General features: G+C 35.2%; 25 protein-coding genes. 13 read left to right on the top strand and 12 right to left on the bottom strand.

The genetic code is table 11. The features are described 5' to 3' along the window. Window positions 1-52: 52 nt before the first annotated feature. The 5 genes from BXU11_RS00930 to gdhA all read right to left on the bottom strand — a co-directional run bounded on the left by BXU11_RS00930 (window position 53) and on the right by gdhA (window position 8,604). The gene (locus tag BXU11_RS00930) at window positions 53-1,990 is read right to left on the bottom strand and encodes a hypothetical protein (protein ID WP_223253642.1); all 1,938 of its coding nucleotides are present in this window, start codon (window positions 1,988-1,990) and stop codon (window positions 53-55) included. Window positions 1,991-2,019: 29 nt separating this feature from the next. Further along, window positions 2,020-3,915 carry a PQQ-binding-like beta-propeller repeat protein gene (locus tag BXU11_RS00935; protein ID WP_078210673.1) on the bottom strand — a complete coding sequence of 632 codons (1,896 nt, stop codon included), beginning with the start codon at window positions 3,913-3,915 and terminating at the stop codon, window positions 2,020-2,022. Window positions 3,916-3,987: 72 nt separating this feature from the next. Beyond that, window positions 3,988-4,701: a DNA repair protein RecO gene (gene recO, locus BXU11_RS00940; protein ID WP_024979817.1), complete on the bottom strand. Its 714-nt coding sequence runs from the start codon at window positions 4,699-4,701 to the stop codon at window positions 3,988-3,990. A 133-nt stretch (window positions 4,702-4,834) separates the two neighbouring features. Next, entirely contained in the window at window positions 4,835-7,138 is a 2,304-nt protein-coding gene (locus tag BXU11_RS00945) for a two-component regulator propeller domain-containing protein (protein ID WP_078210674.1), read from the bottom strand. A gap of 122 nt (window positions 7,139-7,260) precedes the next feature. Beyond that, on the bottom strand, window positions 7,261-8,604 hold the full coding sequence (gene gdhA, locus BXU11_RS00950; RefSeq protein WP_024979816.1) for an NADP-specific glutamate dehydrogenase: 1,344 nt from the start codon (window positions 8,602-8,604) through the stop codon (window positions 7,261-7,263). A gap of 276 nt (window positions 8,605-8,880) precedes the next feature. On the opposite strand from gdhA, the gene BXU11_RS00955 reads away from it, so the two are divergent. Beyond that, the gene (locus tag BXU11_RS00955; protein WP_078212003.1) at window positions 8,881-9,672 is read left to right on the top strand and encodes a glutamate dehydrogenase; all 792 of its coding nucleotides are present in this window, start codon (window positions 8,881-8,883) and stop codon (window positions 9,670-9,672) included. A 51-nt stretch (window positions 9,673-9,723) separates the two neighbouring features. Here BXU11_RS00955 and BXU11_RS00960 read toward each other — a convergent pair whose 3' ends face one another. Continuing rightward, a complete protein-coding gene (locus BXU11_RS00960) occupies window positions 9,724-10,869 on the bottom strand; it encodes a cystathionine gamma-synthase (protein WP_024979814.1) in 1,146 nt (381 codons plus the stop codon). Between the two features lie 199 nt (window positions 10,870-11,068). On the opposite strand from BXU11_RS00960, the gene BXU11_RS00965 reads away from it, so the two are divergent. Continuing rightward, the gene (locus BXU11_RS00965; RefSeq protein ID WP_223253643.1) at window positions 11,069-11,869 is read left to right on the top strand and encodes a DUF3298 and DUF4163 domain-containing protein; all 801 of its coding nucleotides are present in this window, start codon (window positions 11,069-11,071) and stop codon (window positions 11,867-11,869) included. Window positions 11,870-11,927: 58 nt separating this feature from the next. Here BXU11_RS00965 and BXU11_RS00970 read toward each other — a convergent pair whose 3' ends face one another. Further along, complete coding sequence (locus BXU11_RS00970) at window positions 11,928-12,383, bottom strand: DinB family protein (RefSeq protein WP_078212004.1); 456 nt, start codon at window positions 12,381-12,383, stop codon at window positions 11,928-11,930. Between the two features lie 76 nt (window positions 12,384-12,459). Here BXU11_RS00970 and BXU11_RS00975 point away from each other — a divergent pair, with 76 nt between their 5' ends. The 6 genes from BXU11_RS00975 to nadD all read left to right on the top strand — a co-directional run bounded on the left by BXU11_RS00975 (window position 12,460) and on the right by nadD (window position 16,345). Next, window positions 12,460-12,813, top strand: coding sequence for an arsenate reductase family protein (locus BXU11_RS00975; RefSeq protein WP_024979811.1), 354 nt, complete (start codon window positions 12,460-12,462; stop codon window positions 12,811-12,813). Beyond that, window positions 12,806-13,705: a DMT family transporter gene (locus BXU11_RS00980; protein WP_078210676.1), complete on the top strand. Its 900-nt coding sequence runs from the start codon at window positions 12,806-12,808 to the stop codon at window positions 13,703-13,705. The genes BXU11_RS00975 and BXU11_RS00980 overlap by 8 nt, the downstream gene beginning before the upstream one ends. 62 nt (window positions 13,706-13,767) lie before the next feature. Continuing rightward, window positions 13,768-14,628 carry a YicC/YloC family endoribonuclease gene (locus BXU11_RS00985; RefSeq protein WP_035717179.1) on the top strand — a complete coding sequence of 287 codons (861 nt, stop codon included), beginning with the start codon at window positions 13,768-13,770 and terminating at the stop codon, window positions 14,626-14,628. A 65-nt stretch (window positions 14,629-14,693) separates the two neighbouring features. Next, window positions 14,694-15,266: a guanylate kinase gene (gene gmk, locus BXU11_RS00990; RefSeq protein WP_078210677.1), complete on the top strand. Its 573-nt coding sequence runs from the start codon at window positions 14,694-14,696 to the stop codon at window positions 15,264-15,266. A gap of 69 nt (window positions 15,267-15,335) precedes the next feature. Beyond that, the gene (locus BXU11_RS00995) at window positions 15,336-15,701 is read left to right on the top strand and encodes a four helix bundle protein (protein WP_078210678.1); all 366 of its coding nucleotides are present in this window, start codon (window positions 15,336-15,338) and stop codon (window positions 15,699-15,701) included. 32 nt (window positions 15,702-15,733) lie between these two features. Then, window positions 15,734-16,345 carry a nicotinate (nicotinamide) nucleotide adenylyltransferase gene (gene nadD, locus BXU11_RS01000; protein ID WP_024979806.1) on the top strand — a complete coding sequence of 204 codons (612 nt, stop codon included), beginning with the start codon at window positions 15,734-15,736 and terminating at the stop codon, window positions 16,343-16,345. Here the strand turns inward: nadD and BXU11_RS01005 are convergent, their stop codons facing one another. Continuing rightward, on the bottom strand, window positions 16,346-17,263 hold the full coding sequence (locus tag BXU11_RS01005; protein ID WP_223253644.1) for a LysR family transcriptional regulator: 918 nt from the start codon (window positions 17,261-17,263) through the stop codon (window positions 16,346-16,348). It abuts the gene before it with no gap. Between the two features lie 71 nt (window positions 17,264-17,334). On the opposite strand from BXU11_RS01005, the gene BXU11_RS01010 reads away from it, so the two are divergent. The 4 genes from BXU11_RS01010 (at window position 17,335) to BXU11_RS01025 (ending at window position 21,276) form a co-directional block, all read left to right on the top strand. Then, a complete protein-coding gene (locus BXU11_RS01010; protein ID WP_078210680.1) occupies window positions 17,335-18,102 on the top strand; it encodes a type 1 glutamine amidotransferase domain-containing protein in 768 nt (255 codons plus the stop codon). Window positions 18,103-18,202: 100 nt separating this feature from the next. Beyond that, window positions 18,203-19,366, top strand: a complete 1,164-nt coding sequence (locus BXU11_RS01015; RefSeq protein ID WP_078210681.1) for an iron-containing alcohol dehydrogenase — start codon at window positions 18,203-18,205, stop codon at window positions 19,364-19,366. Window positions 19,367-19,656: 290 nt separating this feature from the next. Further along, complete coding sequence (locus tag BXU11_RS01020; RefSeq protein WP_078210682.1) at window positions 19,657-20,652, top strand: NAD(P)H-dependent glycerol-3-phosphate dehydrogenase; 996 nt, start codon at window positions 19,657-19,659, stop codon at window positions 20,650-20,652. A gap of 57 nt (window positions 20,653-20,709) precedes the next feature. Next, complete coding sequence (locus BXU11_RS01025) at window positions 20,710-21,276, top strand: hypothetical protein (RefSeq protein WP_078210683.1); 567 nt, start codon at window positions 20,710-20,712, stop codon at window positions 21,274-21,276. A 76-nt stretch (window positions 21,277-21,352) separates the two neighbouring features. Here BXU11_RS01025 and BXU11_RS01030 read toward each other — a convergent pair whose 3' ends face one another. The 3 genes from BXU11_RS01030 to BXU11_RS01040 form a co-directional block, all read right to left on the bottom strand. Continuing rightward, window positions 21,353-21,760, bottom strand: a complete 408-nt coding sequence (locus BXU11_RS01030; protein ID WP_078210684.1) for a hypothetical protein — start codon at window positions 21,758-21,760, stop codon at window positions 21,353-21,355. Window positions 21,761-21,851: 91 nt separating this feature from the next. Next, window positions 21,852-22,871 (bottom strand): phenylalanine--tRNA ligase subunit alpha, encoded by a 1,020-nt coding sequence (gene pheS, locus BXU11_RS01035; protein WP_078212005.1) that lies wholly within the window; start codon window positions 22,869-22,871, stop codon window positions 21,852-21,854. 81 nt (window positions 22,872-22,952) lie between these two features. After that, a complete protein-coding gene (locus tag BXU11_RS01040; protein ID WP_024979798.1) occupies window positions 22,953-23,309 on the bottom strand; it encodes a hypothetical protein in 357 nt (118 codons plus the stop codon). Window positions 23,310-23,472: 163 nt separating this feature from the next. Between BXU11_RS01040 and BXU11_RS01045 the strand changes: the two genes are divergently transcribed. After that, window positions 23,473-23,973, top strand: coding sequence for a CvpA family protein (locus BXU11_RS01045; protein WP_078210685.1), 501 nt, complete (start codon window positions 23,473-23,475; stop codon window positions 23,971-23,973). A 258-nt stretch (window positions 23,974-24,231) separates the two neighbouring features. On the opposite strand, the gene BXU11_RS01050 is transcribed toward BXU11_RS01045, so the two are convergent. Beyond that, on the bottom strand, window positions 24,232-25,677 hold the full coding sequence (locus BXU11_RS01050; protein WP_078210686.1) for a SusD/RagB family nutrient-binding outer membrane lipoprotein: 1,446 nt from the start codon (window positions 25,675-25,677) through the stop codon (window positions 24,232-24,234). Between the last annotated feature and the right edge of the window lie 60 nt (window positions 25,678-25,737).

The following is a 25,737-nucleotide window of genomic DNA, read 5'->3' on the forward strand; positions in this document are numbered from 1 at the left end:
GAGCAGCAATAGCCACTCTTTATGAATTAATTTTGATTTTATTTAAAAAATACTACTTAAACCCACCAAAATAAACTTCTTTAATAAAAATTCGATTCCCGAATACTGGATTAATATCGATCTTTTCCCTAAGTTCTTGATAAAAGGTATCTCCATTAAAATCTTCGATTTCATAGGTAATTTTATGTGGCAATGCCCCAGCATTTAATGCAGCGATTGGACGGTAGTCTAGAAACAATTTTCTTTCGAAAAAACTTTTATTACCATTATCAAATTCCGTTTTTTCAGAGGCAAGAATCCTATACGTTGCTTTATCAATAAATACATGATAATCGGTTTTTGGAATGCTTCGATTAGCTGAGTTCAATGTTTTTTCAAAATAATTCAAATGATAACAGGGTGTACCTTCAACAATTTGGTCTTCTAAAAGTTCTAAATCATTCCACAAATCTAGCCTGAAATCCGATAAAAAATGAATTAAATCAAGGTTTTTAGCTAATAAATTATGTCCGTATGAGGTCTCTTTAGCCCATTTCGCATTAACACCTGTTTCGCGATCATCATGCGTCCAAGCCTCGGCACCATTAACGATTTCATAATAATTTTCAGGCATCTTTTTCTTCAAAAGATAATTAGACGCAGTAGCCCATTTTTCCTCCGTTAGTGTAATTCGATTTCCTTCTACAAAAAGCTTGGAAAACAAATGTGCTTTTTCGATACTTTTTAACGCTTGACTCCCTCCTAAACTAGCCACCACTTTGGCTAATAAATCAGGCTTAGATTGGTAAGCAATAGAATCCAGCATATTCAATCGAAGATTTTTTGACTTCAGCAAATTGGCTTCTCTATTCGATTTTTCAAGCTCCCAATCGGCATCTTGCTGTTGGATTTTTTCAAAAAAAGCCAAACGTAGTTCTTCTTTTTCTTCGGCAATTTTGAGACCTAATTTTTTGAGCTCTGTAAATCGAGTCGTATGACGCCTACTTATTTTATCTACGAAAAAAGCGTTATTAACACGCTTAACGATGGTAGAACCTCTTGAATCTAACTTATCGTTCTCAATAAGTAAATTGGCAAATAGTAGTGCTTTCTCTCTATTTTCTAGTAAGAAATAAGTTTGAGCTAAATTATTCAAAACAATAAATCTAAGATATTCATTGTCGGGAGCTACAGGATATTTTATCAACAAACTCTCTAAATAGTTTAAATGAGGCTGTAGCGTTTTTATATCTAAACCTTTTTCCCAGGTTACTTTTTGCATCTGAGCAGTAATTTCATTTTCAAAACCAAGCAACTGGTTGTATTCTGGATGTCCTTTGGTAGTAACAAACTCAAACTTTTCTTTAGACTCGCCTTTACTATAGCGAAGCTTATAATTAAGATATTTTTGGATCTTTTCCATAGATTGATAAATTGCGTTATCAATACCTAAAACCTCCACATTGTAATCCTCTTTCAAAAAAGCTACTTGTACAGCTTTATCATGGGTCTCCACCGCTAACTTCAGCTCACTTTTTTGATAATCGACACCTATAAAATAAGACTCAATTGAATTAAAATTTTCTGCAAGCAAAACTTTATCCGCGCATTTGGCCTCTACTTTGATTTGCACTGCATAGTTTGACGCTACTCGGAAGTTCCATTGACCTTTCTTTTTATCAAAAATACTATCCACCTTCGTACTATTATACTTAGGCAAAGCAATCGTAACAAAAATTTTCAATTTGCCGTTCGCTGCATCTTTAATATAACCATCGATATTAAAGTATTTTTTTTTCAATATCAGTTCCTCTTGAATCAATTCCTTATCCATTTGATAAAAAGTAGTTTGAGTCAACACATTATCAAGAATAGGAAAAGCAGCATATTCGATGGTGGGTACATAAAACTTTTTCTTCTTAGAACTAATTTTTTCTTGCGCCTGCATAGTATAAATGGCAAGCAAACATATAAACAGTAGGGCGTTTTTCATAGGTAAAAAAAAAGCCATCAAATAGTATCTGATGGCTCTTGTATTTTTTATTTTTTATTAAAAATTTGAATAGAATTATCAGAAACATAAAAGATGTTCTGGGTGGCTGGATCAATTTCGTATTGTGGTTGATTGTTGGTAAACGTAATTTTATCCACCTCAACACCATCAATTTTTCTCACCTTCACAAGCATCTTTTCTCCTGCCTCCGTTTTGGCAAAAATATAAGAGAAGTCACGATTTTGTTTCATGGCATTAAAACGAGAACCGAACTTCTCAGCAATCATTCCTAATGCAGCGGCACCAGCAGCATACCCTTCGGCTTGTGCCATATTGGTTTTATCTCTTTCGCGTAAGGTTACAACCTGCTTGTTACCGTTTGCATCACGAGTTTCCATAGTTAGCTCGCTTCCTTTAATCGCGCTACCAAAAGCTGCACCGCCCATTACTGCACTTCCAACCAGTGCGGTACTTTTTAGCAAACGTCTTCCAGTTTCACCTGGTTGTTTGTATATATGGTGATATTTTACAGCACCATCCATACTTACACCCATTACCTCAACGGGCCCTGCAAGCACAACGCCCCATGGAAACAACTCTATACTATTTAGTTCTTTTTCATTTTTGATATTTACTTTTGCAAACGGCTCGGGTTTATCATCAATGGTTGGGTTGAACTTGTACAACTTCTCATCATTATATACCAAATAAGAATTGGATGCTTCTTCAAACGTTGGTAAAACAGGGCGAGTTTTATCAAATTCGATGTTACGCTTCCATAATTTTTTACCTGATTTGTAATCTACCATATTACCGTAGGTTCCTGTAAGATACATTACTTTTTCACCCACTTTTCCTAAATAATAAATAGGATCCTCTTTGTCATCTGAAATTTCAATAAATTTTTTCCATAATTTTTCACCTTCTTTATTGATTAACATCATTTCGTTTTCGGCTACATAAAGAAAATCTTGATCAATTGGAATTACTCTTTTCAAACCATCCCCACGAGCATCTTTCTTCCAAATTTTTTCACCCGTTTTTAAATCATAGAAATTAAATCCACTATAGTGAGCAATTAATAATTTCGATCCCCAATCCTCAAGGTAGACTACTTTTTTGGTTTTGATCGACTCTTTCCAGATACTCTTCCCAGTATCAGTACTCAACACATTTAAATATTCTTTAGAGGAAAAAACACCTTGGCTGTTTACCACTACAATATTTTTGTCATTTTGTGTAACAAAGAATTTGGAATACTCTTCCTCATTTGCTTTCCAATTCAACTTACCCGAACTTCTATCAAAAGAATATAGCTTTCCATACAATAAATAGTAAATCACCATTCCGTTTACCTTTGCAATGTTTGTGTTAGCAGATAGCTTCAATGAAAAATTAAACAAAGACTTTGCTTTGTCAACAGGGGTGTTCCATTTTAGCTCACCAGTTTTCATATCCAACAAAGCAATTGTCATGTCCCCATCTTTTTTCAAGGTCAACAAATACTCATCAGTTTCAGGGATAAAATCTGATTGCACTACCCAAAACGATTCTTTTGATGAATTGTACACAATTTTACCAGAATCTGTATTAATGATAATATACTTATTATTGATATAAGCCTCCACATAAGGACTTCCAGCAACACTTGTAAGTGGTTTTTTATCTTTAAATAGATTACCAAAATCACCATCCTTCATGATATCGCCAACAGAAACACTTCCAAAATCGTCTTTAGTTAGTGTCCAAATTATTTTTTTTGTTTCCGGATCCACACCTTTTACAGTACCTCCTTCTTTAAAAACTACAATTCCTGTAATTTCGTTTTGTACTAAATCTTGTACTGAGTTCTCGGTTTTAATGATCTCGTCGTATTTTCTTTGCGAAATTGCAGAAACACAAACTAGCAATACCAGCAAGGCTGAATAGGTAATTTTTTTCATTTTAAAATTAAAGTTTTGTTAGTAAATAAAGGGCCAATAAATGACGTACGAATATAAAACTTTAATTTAAACTTAAGAAAAAATTTCTTTCAAAATATCCAAAGATTTGGGCTGCTTGAATCCATCCAAATGATAGCTATAATATTCGATTAAAATTTTGAGTAAAATTTGACGTTCGGTAACATGAAACACTTTTTGATCAGAATCCAAGCGCAATGCTATCAACTTTTTGAATAGATTCGATTGGTGTTCAGATAAAGAACTAATGGCTTGGAATAATGAAAAAACACCTTCTTTCATTTCAAAAAATGGCAAATCCATCTCTGATGTATCAGGATAAAATCCTAAAAACTTAGTAATCTCTAGCATTAAAATCAAGTGAAAATTGCTAGTCTCGTTATGAGTATCTAACCATTGTAAAGCCACTTCAAGGTACTGGAACAAATCATCGTTTTTTTCTTCTTCATGAATTGCATGATGCAAAATTTCAGAAAGAAACAAGACCATAGTGCTCTTGACGACATCTAGCGGAATAGTTTGAAACGGAATGGCAGTTTTGATTTCTTTAAAATGTTCTAAGGTTCCTTTGTTCTTGTGAACCGCTTCGATTTCCAAGATCGATAACGGTTGAAAGTAAGCGATTTTTTGATTGTTTTTTTTGCCCGAAAAAGCATCGCGAACAAAATAAGACTTTAAACCATGCGATTGCGTAAAGCACTTTACAATCAAACTTTTTTCTTGAAATTTTAAAGTCGAAATAACGATAGCCTTAGTTTTTACTAACATAGCCCCCTAGCCCCAAAGGGGGAATTATTCGATAGCAACCAACTATGGTTATTCGAAATTAGAAAAATAATGTTTTTTATTTTTACAAACATTCTTTTGGAGTTTGGAATTTGGAATTTAAAAATTTGAATTTCTACCTGATAATCATCACCTTCTTCACCTTGGTTTCTACTCCATCATCGGCTGAGATGAAAATCATATACACACCCGAAGCTACTTTGTATTTACCAAAAGCAGTAGTATCCCATTCGATAGTTCCTCCTTCAGAAATGGCTTCGTGAACCAAATTACCTTCAATATCGGTGATTTTAATGTTCGCTCTATCTAGAAGTCCTGCAATTTTTACCGTTCCACTAAATTCTGGCCGAACGGGATTGGGATACACATACACATTGTTTAAAGAATCACTAGCGCCTGTGGCCACTCCTTTGAACGAAACCATACCCTTGGCGGTAGCCATAAATACCTCGCCTGTGACAGTATTAATCCCAATATCATTTATAGTATTACTGGGCAATGGTGAGTTATTTACAGTAAAATGATAGATCGTTTTTTGCCCATTGGAAGAGAGTAGAAAAACACCCGAATCAGCCGTTCCGACCCATTTGTTATTGGCTCCATCTACTACAATAGCATTGATAAACTGTTCAAATAACAACTCTTGTGCTACGCCATCTTCCAAGATAATGATAGGCTTTGCACTCAGTTGCGCCGAGTTCTGAAAACTATTTACGTTGGCCAACACCCGAAGTCCTTTAGTGGTACCAATCCACAACTGATTGTTATTGTCAATCGCCAATGCCCGAACATCGGTTGTGGGAAGATTCCCCTTGTCCGTACCTAACGTCATTTTCTTAAACGTAGGTGTACCCACTTCACTAAAAGCAATCACCCCATCGGTATTAGAGGCGATCCACTTAGTACTATTTTTATCAATAATCATTCGTCCCATACTGACGTCGATACTTTCTTCAGCAATGGTATTCAAGGAATAACTTTGCCATTGGCCATTACTTTTCAAAACCTTTAGTCCATTTTCGATTCTCGAATTGGTTAACCAAAGATTACCTAACTTATCAAAAGCAGTTCCGTTGATGCGAACATCGAAATAAGTGGGGCCTAAAAAAGATATGGATTCCAAACCAGAATTTGTTTGATCAAATAATCGTGTTGGCACCTCATTTTCAATCTTTAAAAGCCCTGAAAAAAAAGAGCTTGCATATACTTTCGTTTCATCTTTGGGATCAATCAACACTCTTGAAATGGATTTGGCTCCTAATACTTTATCCTGAGGAATTGCAGACCAACCTTGAGCATTGAGTCGACTAATGCCGTATAAATTAGGCCCACTATTGTTGTAAGAATACGGGTTATAATCCCCTGTATAGCCACCAAAAACTGCCCAAAGCGTAGTAGGTGTAACTTGAAAGGCAAAAATTGCATTTCGAAGAGGTCCTGGTGGAGTTCCGTCTTCAATTGAAGCGCTGGACGATAAAGTTGTAGTAAGCAACCCATTATCTTTGGTGCCCAAAAACAAAGTGGCGTTTAACACGGTAGCACAAGTAAAAACGGGATTTTTATCCAAAATCTGATTGCTATTCATTTGTTTTATCTGCAGCATATTGGCTCCAAAAACCGTAACCTGATTTGAGGTAGTGACCAATAAAAAAGTTTCCGTTGAACGCAAATCTTCAATCGGCGCACCAAAATTTTGAATTGGAGGAAACGTTATAAGATTGAATTTTGACAAGCCACCCGATACGGTAGCGGCAAATAAATCATTACCAAATACTGTAATTCCCGCCCAATTATCCGGCGCTAAGACGGACCATTGTTTGTAATCGTTTAAATTTGGATTCGTGACACTTGCTGCTCTAATACCCTTTTCAGTTGCAGCATACAGCACTCCATTAAAAACAGCCGTTTGTCGTACCGAAATTTCTTTCCCTACATCGCCTATAAAATAAGTATCTCCAAAAAGCTGTGTATTTAAGTTAAATTGCACTATTCCAAAATCACAAGAAACGTATAAAATCCCTTGATATTCTAAAAAATGGTTGATTTTTTTGATCTCAGCTGGCAATTGTTTGTTTACAATATCGACAATTTTGGAAATTTTTCCGTCTTTTTCATCAACCACAATCAAAAGGCCATTTTCGTACCCAATAATGGTCTTATTAAAACTAGCGGCATGATATAAGGCCGAAATGGTCAATCCCGACAATCCATCTACCGTAGTGGTAGTTTTAGTGGTATTTGAAATGGTATTTTTAGTCAAAAGCGCATTCTCGGAGGCTGCAAATAAAGTACTTTCTCCATTTGAAGCAATATCTTTAATTTCGTTAAATGAAAAATAGCCTTGCCAAGACTCCTGACTTTGAGCAGCACCAAAATGAAAGGTTAACAAAAGGCAAAAAAGCACTACTACTCTATTCATGATCTTCTTCAAATGAATTACAAATATAGTATAAACGAAAGTTTTTGATTTTGATTCTATAGAATAAAAAAATGCCTTCAACCGTTACCGGAAGAAGGCATTCCATACTATTAAGGGAACAATTATACTACTCCTTGAGCCAACATAGCGTCGGCTACTTTTACAAATCCAGCAATATTAGCACCTTTCACATAATCAACAAAACCGTTGGCTTCGGTACCATACTGTACACATGAAGCGTGGATATTCAACATGATATTGTATAATTTCTCGTCTACTTCTTCAGCAGTCCAGCTCAAACGCAAAGAGTTTTGAGACATTTCTAAACCAGAAGTAGCAACACCACCAGCATTAGAAGCTTTACCTGGAGCAAATAAAATTTTAGCATTTTGGAAAGCGGTTACAGCTTCTGGAGTAGAAGGCATATTAGCACCTTCCGCCACTGCAATACATCCGTTAGCTAATAAAAGAGCTGCTTCTTCACCGTTTAATTCATTTTGAGTCGCACAAGGCAAAGCAATATCACATTTTACTTCCCAAGGACGTTTCCCTGCCACATATTTAGCATTTGGATATTTAGCAACATATTCGCTAATTCTTCCACGTAATTCGTTTTTCAACTCCATTACGAAAGCTAATTTATCGGCATCAATTCCGTCTGCATCATAAATATACCCAGCAGAATCAGATAAAGTAACAACTTTACCACCTAATTGAGTTGCTTTTTGAGTAGCAAATTGAGCAACGTTTCCAGAACCAGAAATAACAACAGTTTTTCCTTCAAAAGAATCCCCTTTTGTTTTCAACATACTTTGTGCAAAGTATACTGTTCCGTAACCAGTAGCTTCTGGACGAATTAAAGAACCTCCGAAAGAAATACCTTTACCAGTTAATACACCTGTAAATTCATTTCTCAATCTTTTGTATTGACCAAATAAATACCCAACTTCTCTTCCACCAACACCAATATCTCCAGCAGGAACGTCAGTATCAGCACCAATATGTTTCGATAATTCGGTCATAAAACTTTGACAGAATTTCATGATTTCGTTATCTGATTTTCCTTTCGGATCAAAATCAGAACCACCTTTACCACCGCCCATTGGCAAAGTAGTCAAACTGTTTTTGAACGTTTGTTCAAAAGCTAAAAATTTCAAGATACTTAAATTTACCGATGGGTGAAAACGCAAACCACCTTTGTAAGGTCCGATAGCCGAATTCATTTGAATACGGTAACCGCGATTTACTTGTGTTTCCCCCTTATCATCAAGCCAAGTAACTCTAAACATGATAACACGCTCTGGCTCCACCATGCGCTCCAAAAGCATTTTGTTTTGGTATTTTTTATTTTCTTCGATAAAAGGAATTACCGTTTCTGCCACTTCTAATACAGCTTGCAAAAACTCAGTTTCGTTCGGATTCTTTTTTGTAACCGAATCGATAAAATTAGTAATACTTTGTGACATGATAGTATGATTATAAAGACGTTAAAAACGCATTGTTAATGATTACAAATATAAATCAAAATGATAAATTTGACCTATTTTTTTCTAAAAATGCATAAAATTATCTTTTATACAAGCATTTATAAATAAATACTAATATAAACGCATACTTTTTACGAAATCGTTGTAGTATGTGTAAAGAAAATTAAATTTAACTAATAATTAAAGGTTTAACTTTTTACCCCTCTTTAAGTGTTAATAGATTTTATATATTTGCGCGCAATTAAAATGCCACAAATGTTCAAAAAATATATTTTATCTTTACTACTAGTGCTCTTCAGTACTTTTATAGCTTCAGCACAATGGAATACCTCGCATGAAATAGGAATACTAACCGGTCCTATTGTTTTTAAATCCGATTATGGAGAGCGTGGCGACATGGAAACCAATGTAGGCAATTCAGGTTATTCCATCGGTTTTGTTCACTATTTAAACTTTTCTTCTAGAGCAGATAATGAGCGTTTTTTTTCTGAACATTTTAAAATAAGATCTGAAGTATCCTATGCCACCACCAACTTTAATCATTTTGGTAAATGGGTAGATGAGGGCAAACCTTCGATAGGAAAAGAACAACTTAAAGCCATGTCAGGCTCGTCCAGAATAATTAATCTTGGCGTACAAGCAGAGTTTAACTTCATTAAAATCCATGATTTCGAAAACAGTATTGGTACTTTTGGCCCTTATGCTAGCTTAGGACTTACTTATAGTTTTTATGATACAAAAGCCTCTTCTACAATAGGCCCTTTAGGGCTGGCTAGTACTACCTTTCCCAAATACCTAACCCCTTCTGACGGAAGACCGCACGGTTTTTCTAGCGAAAGCAAATCGGTTGTGTCTGTGGTTGCTGGAGTAGGTACAAGATACAAACTGGGTAGAATGAGTGACTTATTAGTTGATCTCCGTTTTCAATATTTTACATCGGACTGGGTGGATGGACTGAATCCGAATAAAGATATTTATAAAGAGAATAAGTCCAATGATTGGTTGGTTGGTTTTAATATTGGTTATATCCATTACCTAGAATTCTAATAAAAAAAGCTCAATTTTAAAATTGAGCTTTTTTTATATCATAATTCGGAACTATACTAATGCTTGTTCTAAATCGGCAATCAAATCCGATACGTCTTCAATACCAACACTTAGTCGCACCAAATCATCGGTAATTCCTACTTCTTTTCTCTTCTCTTCAGGGATAGACGCATGCGTCATTAAAGCGGGGTGATTTGCCAACGATTCTACTCCACCTAATGATTCTGCCAAAGTAAACACTTTCAGCTTTTCTAAAAATGCGATTGCATCTTCTTTCTTTTCAGACTGAAAGGTAAAGGAGACCATTCCGCCAAAACCACTCATTTGCTTTTTGGCTATTTCATGAAACGGATGCTCTGGCAAACCTGGATAATATACTGTTTTAATCTTAGGATGTGAATTTAAAAAAGCTACTACTTTTTCGCCATTTTCACAATGTCTTTGCACACGTAAATGCAAAGTTTTAATACCTCTTAACACCAAAAAACTATCCATTGGCCCCAAAGTGGCTCCGGTAGCAAACTGTTGAAAATGCAATTGATCACCCAATGCTTCGTCTTTCACAATCAAAGCTCCAGCAATCACATCCGAATGACCACCTAAATATTTGGTTGCAGAATGCATTACAATATCGGCTCCAAGATCTAAAGGTTTTTGCAAATAAGGGGTTGCAAACGTATTATCTACCGCAAAAAGAATATTCTTAGCTTTAGTAATTTGAGCAATTGCTGCAATATCCGCTAATTTCATCAACGGATTAGTAGGCGTTTCTACCCAAACCAATTTAGTGTTTTCGTTGATTAAAGATTGAAATTTTTCCAAATCATTCATGTCAACAAAATGAAATCTGATGCCAGAATCTTTATAAATACGGGTAAACATTCTATACGTTCCGCCATACAAATCATCCATAGCGATAATTTCATCCCCGGCCTTGAAGGAACGCAACACACAATCTGTTGCCGCTAATCCTGAAGAAAAAGCCAAACCGCGTGTACCGTTTTCAATACTCGCCAAGGCCTGTTCCAAGGCTGATCGTGTTGGGTTTGCCGCCCTGCTATATTCGTATTCAGGATTCAATGGCTGCCCCGGACTAGTTTGTACAAAAGTAGAGGTTTGATACACCGGCGGCATCACTGCTCCTGTGGCAGGATCATGATGTTGTCCACCATGAATTGCTTTAGTATTGAATTTCATAACTATAATTGTTTTTATTTTTTTGTTGAACGAACTTTAGGTCTAAATAAAAAAGAGTTACCCAAAACCACAAATACTACTGATCGTCAAAGCAATACATAATAGACACAAGCAATAATGGTAACCATAGAAAATTCATAATATCTTTTTGTTAAGAATAGATCTATTAGTTTTAAAAATGCAAATTTACCGTTAAATAATGAGAATACAAGTTATAACTGAGCTACCTTTGAGTGTAATCAACAGTTTTTTATCCATGACTATAAGAATACTTTGCGTTTTTTTGATCCTCATTTTAAGTGCTTGCTCCAATGAATTAGAATTTTCCACAAAAGAATTCAAAGAGAAAAGCACTATCCTCTGTAAAGAAAATTGTACCGAAATAAAATTACAAATCCCGTTCACCACTAGTAATTCTATTGCCGCTGATAGCATCAACAAAAAAGTATTTGGAGTGGTCAAAGAATTAGTATACGTTAACGAAAATCCTGTTGCTGATAACGATTATGAGGGTTTAACAAAAGCATTCATCTCCACTTTTGAAAGCACTAGAGATGAATATCCAAACTCTACTTTTGGTTGGGATGCCAAAATCGAAGGCGAAGTTACTTATCGTTCCAAGGCTATTATTAATTTAGAAATTAACCATTATACTTTTACAGGAGGCGCACATGGTTTTGAAGGCAAACAATCATTACTATTCGATCCCGCTACTGGAAAAAAAATCACCAACAGAAGTCTTTTCAAAAATTACGATGCGTTCAAAAAAATGGTTGAAAAAAAGTTTCGCATCAAATACAACATTCCGTTGACTGGAAACATCAATCAAACGGGTGGCTTATTTGAAGACGACACCTTTCAATTACCCAAAAATATATTTTTTACCAGCGATGGATTACTGTTATATTACAATCAATACGAAGCCGCTGCTTATGCTGAAGGACCTAAAGAATTATTTCTTCCGTATACCACCATAAACAACTATCTATTGATCAAATAAAAAATGCTTCAAAACCTGAAAGATCTCAAAGCATTTCTAGTGATTCCGTGGTGATGTTTTACAGAAATTTTCTAATACTCATCATAATTCCAAGGTGTATTCCTTCGTGAAAAGCATTAAAGGTCATGGCTTCTTCTACATTGTGCAATGTGAATCCAGTTGATGTAGGGTATTCTGTATACTTTTCAAAAACGTTGTTTTCGTAATCATTTTTCATTTGCTCTACCGTTGAAAAAAGTAAGGCTTTAATTTCTGCTAATTCTTCAGCAGTAACAGTATGCTCAGGTTTGGTTCCTTTTTTATATTTCTCTACCATTTCGTCTGAAACTTGCATGGGTAAACCTGATAATTTGTAAACTAATAATTGTTGGGTAACTACAATATGAGCAATATTCCAAAATAAATTATTAGAAAATCCTTTGGGAATTTCATTTAATTGCTCTAAAGTATATTTTTCTAGAAAAGGAGCTACCATTTTTCGGCTCGTTGCTGTCAACTCAAATACTGCATTCATAGTTTTTATTTTTTGGATAAAAATACTCATTTTTAGTAGAAATGATTTTCCTTTGTAACCATAAAAAGTCAACTACATGAACAAAATATACTATTTAGCTTCTTGCGATACCTGCAGAAAAATCATAAAGGCCTTGCCTGCAAACCACAATTTAGCCTTTCACGACATCAAACAAAACCCAATAACTATTGAAGAATTAGAGGAAATGCATCGCCTTTCAGGAAGTTACGAAGCATTGTTTAGCAAAAAAGCACAATTGTACAAGTCGATGAATTTAAAAAATCAAAACCTTACCGAGGACGATTTTAAAAAATACATTTTGGAGCATTATACCTTTTTGAGCCGACCGGTATTTATTATTAATGACAAAATTTATATTGGCAATAGTCAACAAAACATACATCAAGTTCATCTAGCTCTCCATGTCTAAAAGAAATCTTGCCTTAGTTGGTGCCACTATCGTTTCGATCATCTACGGTGTAACGTTTACCATTGCCAAGGATGTAATGCCATTGTATATCGATGCTTTCGGTTTTATTGTTTTACGCGTTGGAGGTTCGAGCCTTTTGTTTTGGCTCACTTGGCTTTTTATGCCTAAGGAAAAAATTGCTCCTCAAGATTTTCTAAGGATTTTTGCTGCAGCTTTTTTTGGCGTAGCCCTTAATATGCTTACCTTTTTCAAAGGATTAAGCCTTACTTCTCCCATTTCGGCGGCGGTAATTATGGTTTCTACACCAATGATTGTACTGGTTTTATCAGCAATTATAATGAAAGAACGCTTAAAGAAAAGAATGATTCTTGGTATTGTTCTCGGATTACTTGGTACCACATTTTTGATTCTGTATGGCAAATCCATTGGCGCCACCTCTGATGCTGGACTGGGCAACTTTTTGGTATTAGTCAATGCCATTTCGTATGCTTTTTACTTGATCCTTGTCAAAAAACTAATGCATACCTACCATGCTTTTACCTTTGTCAAATGGATTTATCTTTTGGGCTTCATCATGGTTCTTCCTTTTGGATGGAGCGAATTGGAGGTTGTACAATGGCAAACTATTCCTTTATCTATTTATTATAAAATTACTTTTGTCGTCGTGGTTTCTACCTTCTTGACGTATTTATTGAATTTACTTTCGATGAAAGAATTAAAACCTACTACGGTGGCCGTTTTCATTTACTTACAACCTCTTTTTGCTTCCATTTTTGCGATAGGACTAGGCAAAGACCAACTCAACTGGGTCAAAATTGGTGCTGCAATATTGATTTTTTCTGGTGTCTATCTAGTAACAATGAAAACTTCTCAAGAAACGGATGCTAATTAATAGCCTTCGCTCAAAAACACACAAATAACTTTTTGTTATCTTTACAGCTTTTTACAACAATTATGATACAATCCATGACGGGTTTCGGCAAAGCAACCTTGCAATTGCCTACCAAAAAAATCTCTATAGAAGTAAAATCCTTAAATAGCAAAGGCTTGGATTTAAGTGTCCGAATGCCCTCTTTATACCGTGAAATGGAATTGGGGCTTCGTACTCAAATTGCTTCAAAACTAGAAAGAGGTAAAGTTGATTTCTCCATTTATATCGAAAGTACTGCAGAACAAACCTCCACACGAGTAAATGTTCCTATTGTAAAAGCCTACATCGAGCAATTGCGTGAAGTGTATCCTGATGCTGACGCAACCGAATTGATGAAAATGGCCGTACGCATGCCAGACACCATGAAAATAGAGCGCGAAGAAATCGATGCCAACGAATGGGCGCAAATCCAAACCGTTATCGAAGAAGCGTTGCAAAACATATTGAATTTCCGAAGAGACGAAGGCCTTTCGTTAGAAAAGGAATTCCAATTGCGTATTGCTAACATTCGTCAATTCATGAACGAAGCCTTGGCTTTGGACCCAGAACGTGTGCAAGCCATCAAAGATCGTTTGCAAACCGCTATTGCTGAATTGCAAGTCAACGTAGACGAAAATCGTTTTGAACAAGAGCTTATTTATTATTTAGAAAAGCTAGATATCACCGAAGAAAAAGTACGTTTAACCAACCATTTGGATTATTTCCTAGACACCATCAAAGGAACTGAAGCTAATGGTAGAAAACTAGGTTTTATCACACAAGAAATGGGTAGAGAAATCAACACTATGGGTTCTAAATCCAATCATGCTCAAATGCAGAAATTAGTCGTTCAAATGAAAGATGAATTGGAGAAAATTAAAGAGCAAGTACTGAATGTATTATAAGTAACTAGTGAATAGTGATTAGTAATTAGCTAATGACTATTCACTAATCACTAATTACTAAAAATATGAAAAAAGGAAAATTAATAGTTTTTTCAGCTCCGTCTGGTTCAGGAAAAACAACAATCGTTAGGCATTTATTAGGAAAAGAAGATTTGAATTTGGAATTTTCTATTTCGGCAGCAACCCGTTTACCTCGTGGCGAAGAAGTAGATGGCAAGGATTACTATTTTATGTCATTGGAACAATTCAAAAAACACATCAAAGCTGAAGAGTTTGTTGAATGGGAGGAAGTCTATCGCGATAATTTCTATGGCACACTAAAAAGCGAAGTGGAACGCATTTGGGCTATGGGCAAAAATGTGATTTTTGATATTGATGTGGCTGGCGGATTACGCATTAAACATAAATTTCCAGAAGAAACCTTAGCTGTTTTTGTGAAACCTCCAAGCGTTGATGAATTGAAAAGAAGACTCAAAGAACGCTCTACCGAAAGCGAAGACAAAATCAACATGCGCATTGCCAAAGCCTCAGTAGAATTGGCTACCGCTCCACAATTTGATGTGATTATCAAAAATTACGATTTGCCTATTGCACTTGAGGAAGCGTATCAATTGGTGAAGGATTTTGTTTCTGAATAGTGATTAGTAAATAGTAACTAGTGATTAGTAAAAAGTAATTAGTGATTAGTAAAAAGTAATTAGCTTGAAATGGGGGAAATAAAATCATATAAAGATTTATTGATTTGGCAAAAAGGCATTAAAATAGTCTGCTTAGTTTATCAGTTAGTAAAATCATTTCCTCAGGAAGAATTATATGCTCTAACAAGTCAATTAAAAAGAGCTTCAGTATCTATTCCTTCTAATATTGCTGAAGGTTATGGAAGAAATACAGATAGATCATTTAGTCATTTTTTAGATATTTCAAGAGGTTCACTATTCGAAATTGAAACTCAGCTACTAATTGCTAATGAACTTGGTTTTATAACAAATGAAACTTTGTACACAGAAATTCTAAGCCAAATAGAGGAAGAATCTAAAATGATTAATGCTTTTTGGAAAACACTCAAAAACTAATTATTTTTTACTATCACTAGTTACTAAGTTAAATGAAAATCGGACTATATTTCGGTACTTTTAATCCCATTCATGTGGGCCATTTGATTATTGCCAATCATATGGCAGAACATACCGATTTGGACCAAATCTGGATGGTCGTGACGCCACACAATCCGCTAAAAAAGAAAAGTACTTTACTAGATGATTATCATCGGTTACATATGGTGCATTTGGCCACTGATACTTATACAAAAATAAAGCCTTCGGATATCGAATTTAAATTACCGCAACCCAATTATACGATTACCACACTGGTACATTTACAAGAGAAATATCCAGAAAACGAGTTTGCTTTAATCATGGGCGAAGACAACTTAAAATCGTTGCACAAATGGAAAAACTATGAAGCCATTTTAGAGCATTATTCCATTTATGTCTATCCGAGAATCGAAGCCATAGAAAACAACCAAAAAGCAATTGATACTGGAGCCGAAAACCCCTCTTTTGCCAATCATCCCAAAATCAAAATCATAGATGCCCCAGTTGTTGAAATTTCGGCTACTTTTATTCGCAATTGCATCAAAAAAGGCAAAAACATTCGCCCTTTATTACCGCATAACGTGTGGGAATATCTAGATCATAATAATTTTTACAAAAAATAATTATTCCAAAACCACTTTTACAACAACAGCTATTTCTTGAGCAATAGCATTTAAATTATCATTCTTTCCTGACAATAAAAATACAGGTGTAGTAGGCATTTTGGGACTGTCCCATACCAACTGTAACGCTTTATCCTGAATCTTTGATGCAACATTACAGTCCCAAACCACACTTATACCCGTGTTTTGAGCAAGAATTGCAATCATTTCATTTTCTGATGGAATGATATAATTGGCTATGATGGCAGGTCTTTTTTTATTAAAAACATGTAACCAAAATAGCTTAATGTGCGGTATTCCAGAGTCATGACTGTACCACTTCTGATCGTTCATCCAATGTTCTATAGCTACCAAATCATTGGCAGTAATATTTTCTTTTACGATTTGAAGATCAATATCTGGAGTAGCCACAACGACTTGTTTTATTTCACCTAATTGCTGCTGTAGCGTGTCAAAAGTATCGTACTGTTTGGTTACTATCGCAAAATCTATTTTCTTTGAATTTACTAAATCAAATAACTCCTCGTTGGCCCCAAAAGTGAAGTCAATAAAATCAAATTTTGATACTAATGAACTACCAAAACAGCCCAACAAATGCTTAGAAATTCCAATAGACACTAACCGATTAGTATTGAAGGCCTTAGCCCTAAAACCGTTTTCTACATTTTCTAAGCGATCCAAAGCATCAATAATTAAGTTATTGAGTAACTTTGCGTATTCCGTAGGCACCACCCCTTTTGATTTACGGTTGAATAATGTATATCCTACATGGGCTTCAAGCATAGCAATTTGCTGACTGACTGCAGGCTGACTAATGAACAACTCCTTAGCGGCTAACGAAAAATTTCCGTTTTTGTATACTGATTTAAACGTGCGATACCATTCTAAATTTACCATTGCTATAAATATATTTATCACAAACATAATTTAAATTATTTTTACTAATACCATATTCGCTATAAATTTGCAGTCTCAAATTAAAACAAGCGATGAAAAAAAGCACCTTATTATCGATTCTAGTAGTAACCTTGAGTTGCTTTGTAGCAACTGCACAAAAACAAAATAAAAAGATGAAAAAAGTATTATTTGTAGTGACCAGCCACGATCAATTGGGTAACACAGGAGAAAAAACAGGATTTTGGACAGAAGAATTTGCTGCTCCCTATTATGCATTGGCCGACAAAGGTGTTCAAATTGATATTGCTTCACCACTGGGAGGACAACCACCAATTGACCCAAAAAGTGCCGATCCAGCATCAGCAACTGAGGATACTAAACGATTTGATGCAGATGCTGTAGTTTTAGAAAAACTAAAAAACACCAAAAAACTAGCCACTATTAATCCTGCAGATTACGATGCTGTTTTTTACCCTGGAGGTCACGGTCCATTATGGGATTTGGCCGAGAATACAACTTCTTCAAACTTAATTGCTACTTTTTACACACAAAATAAACCAGTAGCATTTGTATGTCATGCACCTGCTGCCTTAAAAAACGTAAAAGTAAATGGCCATTTCTTGGTTAAAGGTAAAAAAGTAACTGGTTTTACGAACTCCGAAGAAGCAGCCGTGGGATTAACCAATGTCGTACCTTTTTTGGTGGAAGATATGTTACAAAAAAATGGTGGTTCTTACAGCAAAGCTGGCGATTGGGAATCCTACGCCGTAGAAGATGGTATATTGATTACAGGACAAAATCCTGCTTCATCAAAATTAGTTGCCGAAAAATTATTGGCTCAATTGCATTCAAAAAAATAAGAGAACGTCTCTAAAATGCTGAGAAGCTAAGTTACTGAGATTTAAATGTGCTTTAAAAACTCAGAATCTTAGTATCTTAGTAACTCTTTAAAAAAAAATCATGTTAAACTTCGAATTATACAATCCTACGAATTTAATTTTCGGAAAAGGACAAATAGAAAAAATAGCGACCTTGATTCCTGCAGAAGCAAAAATCCTGATTGCTTACGGAGGAGGCAGTATCTTCAAAAACGGTATTTATGATCAAGTAAAAGCAGCGCTTCCAGATCATAACATTGTTGAATTTGGTGGTATTGAACCAAATCCTCATTACGAAACATTGATGAAAGCGGTAGCCGTAATCAAAGAACAAAATATCGATTTTATTTTGGCAGTAGGTGGCGGTAGCGTCATTGATGGCGTGAAATTCATATCGGCAGCTGTACATTTTGAAGGCAACCCGATGGATATTTTACAGAAACGCTTACTCATCAAAGACCTTAGCAAAGTAGTTCCTTTTGGTACTGTCCTAACAATTCCAGCGACAGGATCTGAAATGAATTCAGGCTCTGTTGTAACGATTGAAGCTACACAAGAAAAATTGGCATTTGGCGGAAGTGCTTTGTTTCCTAAATTTTCCATTTGTGACCCAACAGTGATTGTTTCATTGCCAAAGCGTCAATTACAAAACGGCGTTGTAGATGCCTACACTCACGTATTAGAGCAATACTTGACCTATCCACATGAAGGTTATTTACAAGACCGTATTTCCGAAAGTATTTTGCAAACCCTAATCGAAATTGGACCAAAAGTAGTAGAGGACCCTACAGATTATGCTTTGGCCTCAAACTTTATGTGGAGCTGTACTATGGCACTCAACGGACTAATCCAAAAAGGAGTTCCTAGCGACTGGGCTACACACATGATTGGACACGAATTAACGGCATTGTATGGAATTGATCATGCTAGAACATTGGCGATAATTGGTCCTAACTTATACAAGGTAATGTTTGAAACGAAAAAAGCAAAATTAGCCCAATATGGTCAACGTATTTTTAATCTAACTGGAAGCGAAGACGAAATGGCTAAAGAAGCTATCAACAAAACTGCTGCCTTCTTTCATGCAATGGGAATGCAAACCCAATTATCTGACTACACCAAAGATTTCGAAAAAACAGCCGATTTTATAGCAAAAAGATTTGAAGAAAGAGGTTGGAAGGGCTTAGGAGAAAAACAAAACATTACTCCTGAGAAAGTTAGAGAAATTGTAACAGCAAGTTACTAAAGTTTAAAGAACAATAACGATAAAAGGCGTTTTACACAAAGTAAAACGCCTTTTTCAATAACTAAAAACAAAACTAACTAAACCAAATAATAATCAAAATCATCAAGACCTTAATTATTAATCACTTACAACGCAACAATAGTATTTATATTATGCAGTAAGCTAACTTTTTTTATCAAAACGAATAAAGATTTCCACACGCTTACTTGACATTGATTTAAAGGTACTCACAAAATTAATTTGTGTAATTACTAGTATTTTGAGTACTTTTGATAAAATTTAATAAAAAAATGGCCGATAAATTAAAATTTGCAGTAATTGGTGGTGGAAGTTGGGCTACTGCTATCGCTAAAATGCTATGTGTGAACCAGGAAGAGATTTGCTGGTATATGAGAAATGAAAATGCAATTGACCACATAAAAAACTTTAAACACAATCCGAATTATTTAAGTTCAGTTGAATTCGATACCCATAAACTTTTTCTTACCTCGGATATTAATGAAGCCGTAAGCTACGCCGACTATCTGATTTTTGCCATTCCTTCGGCTTTTTTAGATGGAGAATTAGCCAAAATCACCCTTCCTTTACAAGATAAAATTATTTTTTCTGCTATTAAAGGTATCGTCCCAGAAACCAGTTTAATTGTAGGGGAACATTTTCATGTTCAATACGACATACCCTATTACAACATTGGAGTAATTACAGGGCCTTGTCATGCTGAAGAAGTAGCATTGGAACGCCTTTCCTACTTAACCATTGCTTGTAGCGATGCCGATAAAGCTAAATTTGTAGCCCAAAATTTGTCTGGTAATTATATTAAAAGCAAGATTTCTGATGATATTATTGGTACCGAATACGCGGCAATGCTTAAAAATATCTACGCTATAGCAGCAGGAATCGCCCATGGTTTGGGGTATGGCGATAACTTTCAGTCGGTTATTATGAGTAATGCCATTCGAGAAATGAAAAAGTTTATCCGAAAAGTGCACAAAATGAAACGAAACATCAATGATTCTGCCTATTTGGGTGATTTATTGGTTACGGGTTACTCTGTTTTCTCTAGAAATAGAATGTTTGGCAACATGATCGGAAAAGGCTACACTGTAAAATCGGCCATGATGGAAATGAGTATGGTTGCTGAAGGCTATTATGCCGTAAAAAGCGCTTACAAACTCAATCAAGGTTACGGAGCAAAAACACCAATTATTGATGCTGTGTATCAAATTTTATACGAAGGGAAAGAAGCCAAAGCGGTCTTTAAAAAACTAACCGATCAATTGGATTAACCACGGAACACTATTTATAAAGTAGTAATTCCGTAAAGAAACACTTTAACACAGCGTATGAAATTTTTATATTCACTTTTTTTATCAAGCCTATTTTCAATTTGCACAGCGCAAAATACCTCAGGCGCTACTGAATTTTGGACCGAATTACAAACGCATTGTGGACAATCTTTTGAGGGACAAATCACTGCAGGTGGCTCGGCAAACGATTCTTTTTCAGGAAAAAAATTGGTTATGCATTTAAAAAGCTGCGAAAATAATCGCATTCGCATTCCTTTTTTTGTCGGCGACGATAAATCTAGAACATGGGTATTGACTTTTGAAGGCAATAAAATTCAGCTCAAACACGACCACCGTCATAAAGATGGAACCCCTGATAAAGTAACGCAATATGGCGGAATGGCTCCAAATACCGGAATGGCTAATCTTCAGTTTTTTCCGGCCGATCAAGAAACAGCTGATTTACTACCCAAAGCGGCTACTAATCTTTGGTGGATTACCTTAGACAAAAAAGTATTTAGTTATAATTTGCGACGTATCGGTTCAGATCGATTGTTTACCGTAACGTTTGATCTTTCGAAACCAATAGACAATCCAAGTGCTCCTTGGGGATGGAAGGAATAACACTAAAATTTACTTCAAAAAAAATACCGTTAAGCGCTCACTTAACGGTATTTTTTTATGCTCTGTAAAGCACTATTTATCTAACAATTACTCCTTCAACAAATAAAATTGGTACTTCTTCCGTATCGGTTTCGTTGATGCTATTGGCTTTGAAAATGAACTTTTTATCGTACAAGGTACCATCAATAAAATACGTTACCATAAACTCGTTATTGAGCGAAAGCACACTTTTCTCAATCATTTCAACTTTCACTACCGATACTGAAGGAACGTGTACAAAAGCATGACGCAAGAGTGAAGTCTTTTTCATTTCGCCATCGATAGTACCAAATGCTTTGGAAACTACCATCACACTTTCGATGTCAAAATCACTATCGTTCACCAAGTAGGCGTACCACACTTTTTCCATAAAGTCGTCGCTCCATTCTTGAACGGCGGCCATGAATACATTTTCTACAACAGGTATGATGATGTCTTTTTTCATAGTTTAAAAAATGAGTCCATAGTACTTAGTCCACAGTCAATAGATACTATGACTGCAAAAGAACTAACTGCTAAGGACTATTAACTTGTTACTAAATAATCGATTTAAATTGCTCTAAGAAACGCACGTCATTTTCATAAAACATACGGATATCACCAATTTGATACAACAACATAGCGATACGCTCTACTCCCATTCCGAAAGCAAAACCATTATACTCATCTGGATTGATACCACAATTGGTTAAAACATTAGGATCTACCATTCCGCAACCACCAATTTCCAACCAACCTGTACCTTTGGTAATACGATAATCCGTTTCGGTTTTTAAACCCCAATAAATATCAATTTCTGCACTTGGCTCCGTGAACGGAAAATAAGACGGTCTAAGACGAATTTTTGATTTACCGAACATTTCCTTCGTAAAATACAAAAGTGTTTGTTTTAAGTCTGCAAAAGAAACCTCCTTGTCTATGTATAATCCTTCTACTTGATGGAAGATACAGTGCGAACGCGAGGAAACAGCCTCGTTACGAAACACACGGCCTGGCGAAATGGTACGAATAGGCGGTTTGTTGTTTTCCATGTAACGTACCTGAACCGATGAAGTATGCGTACGCAACAACACATCAGGATTGGTTTGAATGAAAAAAGTATCTTGCATATCACGAGCCGGATGGTATTCTGGCAAGTTCAAGGCTGTAAAATTATGCCAATCGTCTTCAATTTCTGGTCCTTCAGAAACATTGAATCCAATGGTTGAGAAAATATCAATAATTTGATTTTTTACTAAAGATATCGGGTGACGAGAACCAATAATAATAGGCTCTCCTGTTCGGGTCAAATCGCCATAAACGCCTTTGCTTTCTTGCTGATTTTCTAAACGCTCTTGAATTGACTTTACTTTTTCTTCAGCAGTAGTTTTTAGCAAGTTAATGACTTGTCCAAATTCTTTTTTCTGATCGTTAGGAACATTTTTAAACTCAGCAAACAAGTCTTTCAAAAGCCCTTTACTTCCCAAATATTTAATTCGGAACGCTTCCAATTCAGCTCCATTTTGAGTAGAAAACGCTTGTGCTTCTGCAATGTATTCTTTTATCTTATCTATCATTTTCATTCCATAATTGAGGTGCAAATATATGATTTTTTGTTTGTAGGGACAAGTCGCGACTTGTCCCTACAATAAAATATATTATTCAATCACCTCGCGTTCTACAAAATAATTTACAATCGCCTCTTTCATCAAAACGGATTGTTCACCCGCTTTTAACGGAGGTAATTCTTCTTTAACTTTATAATGCGGCCAACCTTCTTCATCAAAAAAGTCAAACTCATAAAACCCATAAGGTTCAAGCAGTCTACAAATCGCAATGTGCATTAGGTTGACTTTTTCGTCTTTTTTAAACTCGCGGTGCACCTGACCTAACTCTTGTACACCAATAAGGTAAATTATGGCATCCAAATCCAAATCTTCGCCTTGCGAAAATCGATCGGATAAAAGGGTAACGAGTTGTTCCCAGCGTTCTTTTAGTTGTATATCTCTAGACATTTAATTTTTGATTGTAGATTAACGAATTATGGATGTAGATTTGAACTACAGCTTTGTAAAACGTAAATTAAAATTATTTTGCACAAAGATAAGGACTTGAAAATTGAGTTCAGGTATCGCCTATTTCTTTTATATTTGCGCCTTTAATTTTTACCCTAAAAACATGACATTTTTTGATCTTTTAATTGGTGGTCTATTGGCTTATGCGCTGTTCAAAGGCATTCAAAACGGACTTTTTGCCGAATTGGCTTCGTTGGTTTCCCTAGTAATTGGAATTTATATAGCCGTGAAATTTTCGGCGATTATGGCTTCTTTGATTTCGAGTATCGTACATTGGAATCCCTACACCATCAAAACCGTAGCCTTTGTGCTTACCTTCATTGTAGTAGTAGTGGGTATTTATATGCTCAGCAAATTTTTCACAGGCCTAGCCGATTTTGCTTATTTGGGTTGGATCAACAAAGTGGGTGGCGGTGTGTTTAGAGTTTTAAAAGCCATCCTGATTATCAGTATTTTTTTAACGATTTTTGAAAAAATCAATTACCATAATTTCTTGGCAAAAAAAGAGACCTTGGATAAATCGCTATTTTTTAATCCGATTCAAAAAACCGCTGACTTTCTTTTTCCATCACTAGAAAAACTTTACGAGAAGGCAAAAAAATAAGTACTTCATTTTTAAATAAAAAAAGCGCTCTTGGAATAAAGAATTTCAAGGGCGCTTTTTTTCAATAGTTACTTTACTTTACGATAGGATTGTATTTTTTATAAACAGATTGGGGGATTCCATAAGGATTTTTCATAATTGTAAAGAAATCATAAGTAGATCCTTTTAGGCAACTACAGAAAGTGATCTTACAGAAAAATGGCAAAAAAAACGCCTCAAAAATTGAGGCGTTTTCTAGTATAAGGATAAAAGCAACTATTATCTAGTTCCTCCGGCCCACCATACGTTTTCAGTATAAACATAATTTCCATCACCAAAAGCCGCTTTAACATTTGGATTAGCCAATACGTCCGAATTTCCGTAACCAAATCGTTTTGGAAACAATTCAGGATTTGGATGGACTAACGGAATTAAATCTCCATTACCAAGAGCTTGAAGACGTCTAATGTCATTATAAGCTTCAACACCTTCATTTTCATAGAAAGAAATATGTTTTTCAACCATAATTTTCTTTAACAAATCGTTTCCAGTCAAATTAGGGATTGTTGCAATATAAGTATCTGCTTGAGCAGCAGTAAATTTAACAAATTGATCTTTTAAATAAGCTGCTTTGATGGCTAATTTAAGTGTTGCTAAGGCATTAGCATCCTGATTCAATCTTGCTTGAGCCTCTGCTTTTAAGAACAACAATTCATGATAACTCATCATGTATATTGGGTTTTTCTCACTGATTAATGCTGAAATAGAATAAAAACCTTGTAAATCTGGCTCAGTTGAAATAGAGTTATTGTATGGTCTAACGGCTCCAGATTTTTTGGTAAACATACCATCTAAACGAGCATCAGCTGCACCATTAGCTACCAATCTATTATAAAAACTTTTTGAAACTGCTAACGCTCTCCTGTCCAGTTCAAAACGAGCATATGGATTAGGCACTAAAGAATTAACTAACTTCAACTCTTCACTTGCATTGGCAAAAGAGGCGTCTACATAGTTAATTACACCTTGATAATCTGGTCTTTTCAAAGACAAACGCATTGTATATCTAGCTAATAAAGCATTAGCTGCTTTTTTCCATTTTGCAGCGCTTCCAGCATATATCAAATCTTGATTTACTATACTACCATAGCTAATAGAAGTTCTATTCAAATTAGCAATACCCTCATTTAAATTATTAAAAACCTCTGTATAAATAGCTTCTTGCTTATCTAATTTAGGTTGCTTGTTAACATTTGGGTTTAGAGCTTCTGAATAAGGTACATCACCAAATAAATCCGTTAATATTGCTAAATTATACGCATATAAAACTTGCGCAATACCTAATGTTGTATTATTACCAGCTTCACTTCCACCAACAGAACATTTTTCAATAATACCTTTTAAAGTTCTTAATTGAATATAACTACTATTCCATGTATTATTATAAGTTGAAGCTAATTGAGGCAAACCACTTCTTCTTTGAGCATCAAACATTTGCCCAAAACAACCTGCATTTAATTCAGCATAAACACCTGCATAAAATGAGTTATCAGAACCCGTAACACTAAACGCCGAAGCAGTCATTACATCTGTAATAACAAAACGAGTAGGAGCATCTAAAGGATTATTTAAATTACTATTAATCTCGTCCATTTTATCATCAGAACAAGATTGAAGTAAAAACAAGGCCATAAAAAAGGCCAAGGTGTTTTTTATATTTTTCATATTACAATTTTTTTTTAAGAGTTTACCAATAGAATCGCCTTTAAAAATCTTTGCTTAAAC

Source organism: Flavobacterium sp. LM5, from assembly GCF_002017945.1.
Taxonomy (GTDB): Bacteria; Bacteroidota; Bacteroidia; order Flavobacteriales; family Flavobacteriaceae; genus Flavobacterium; species Flavobacterium succinicans.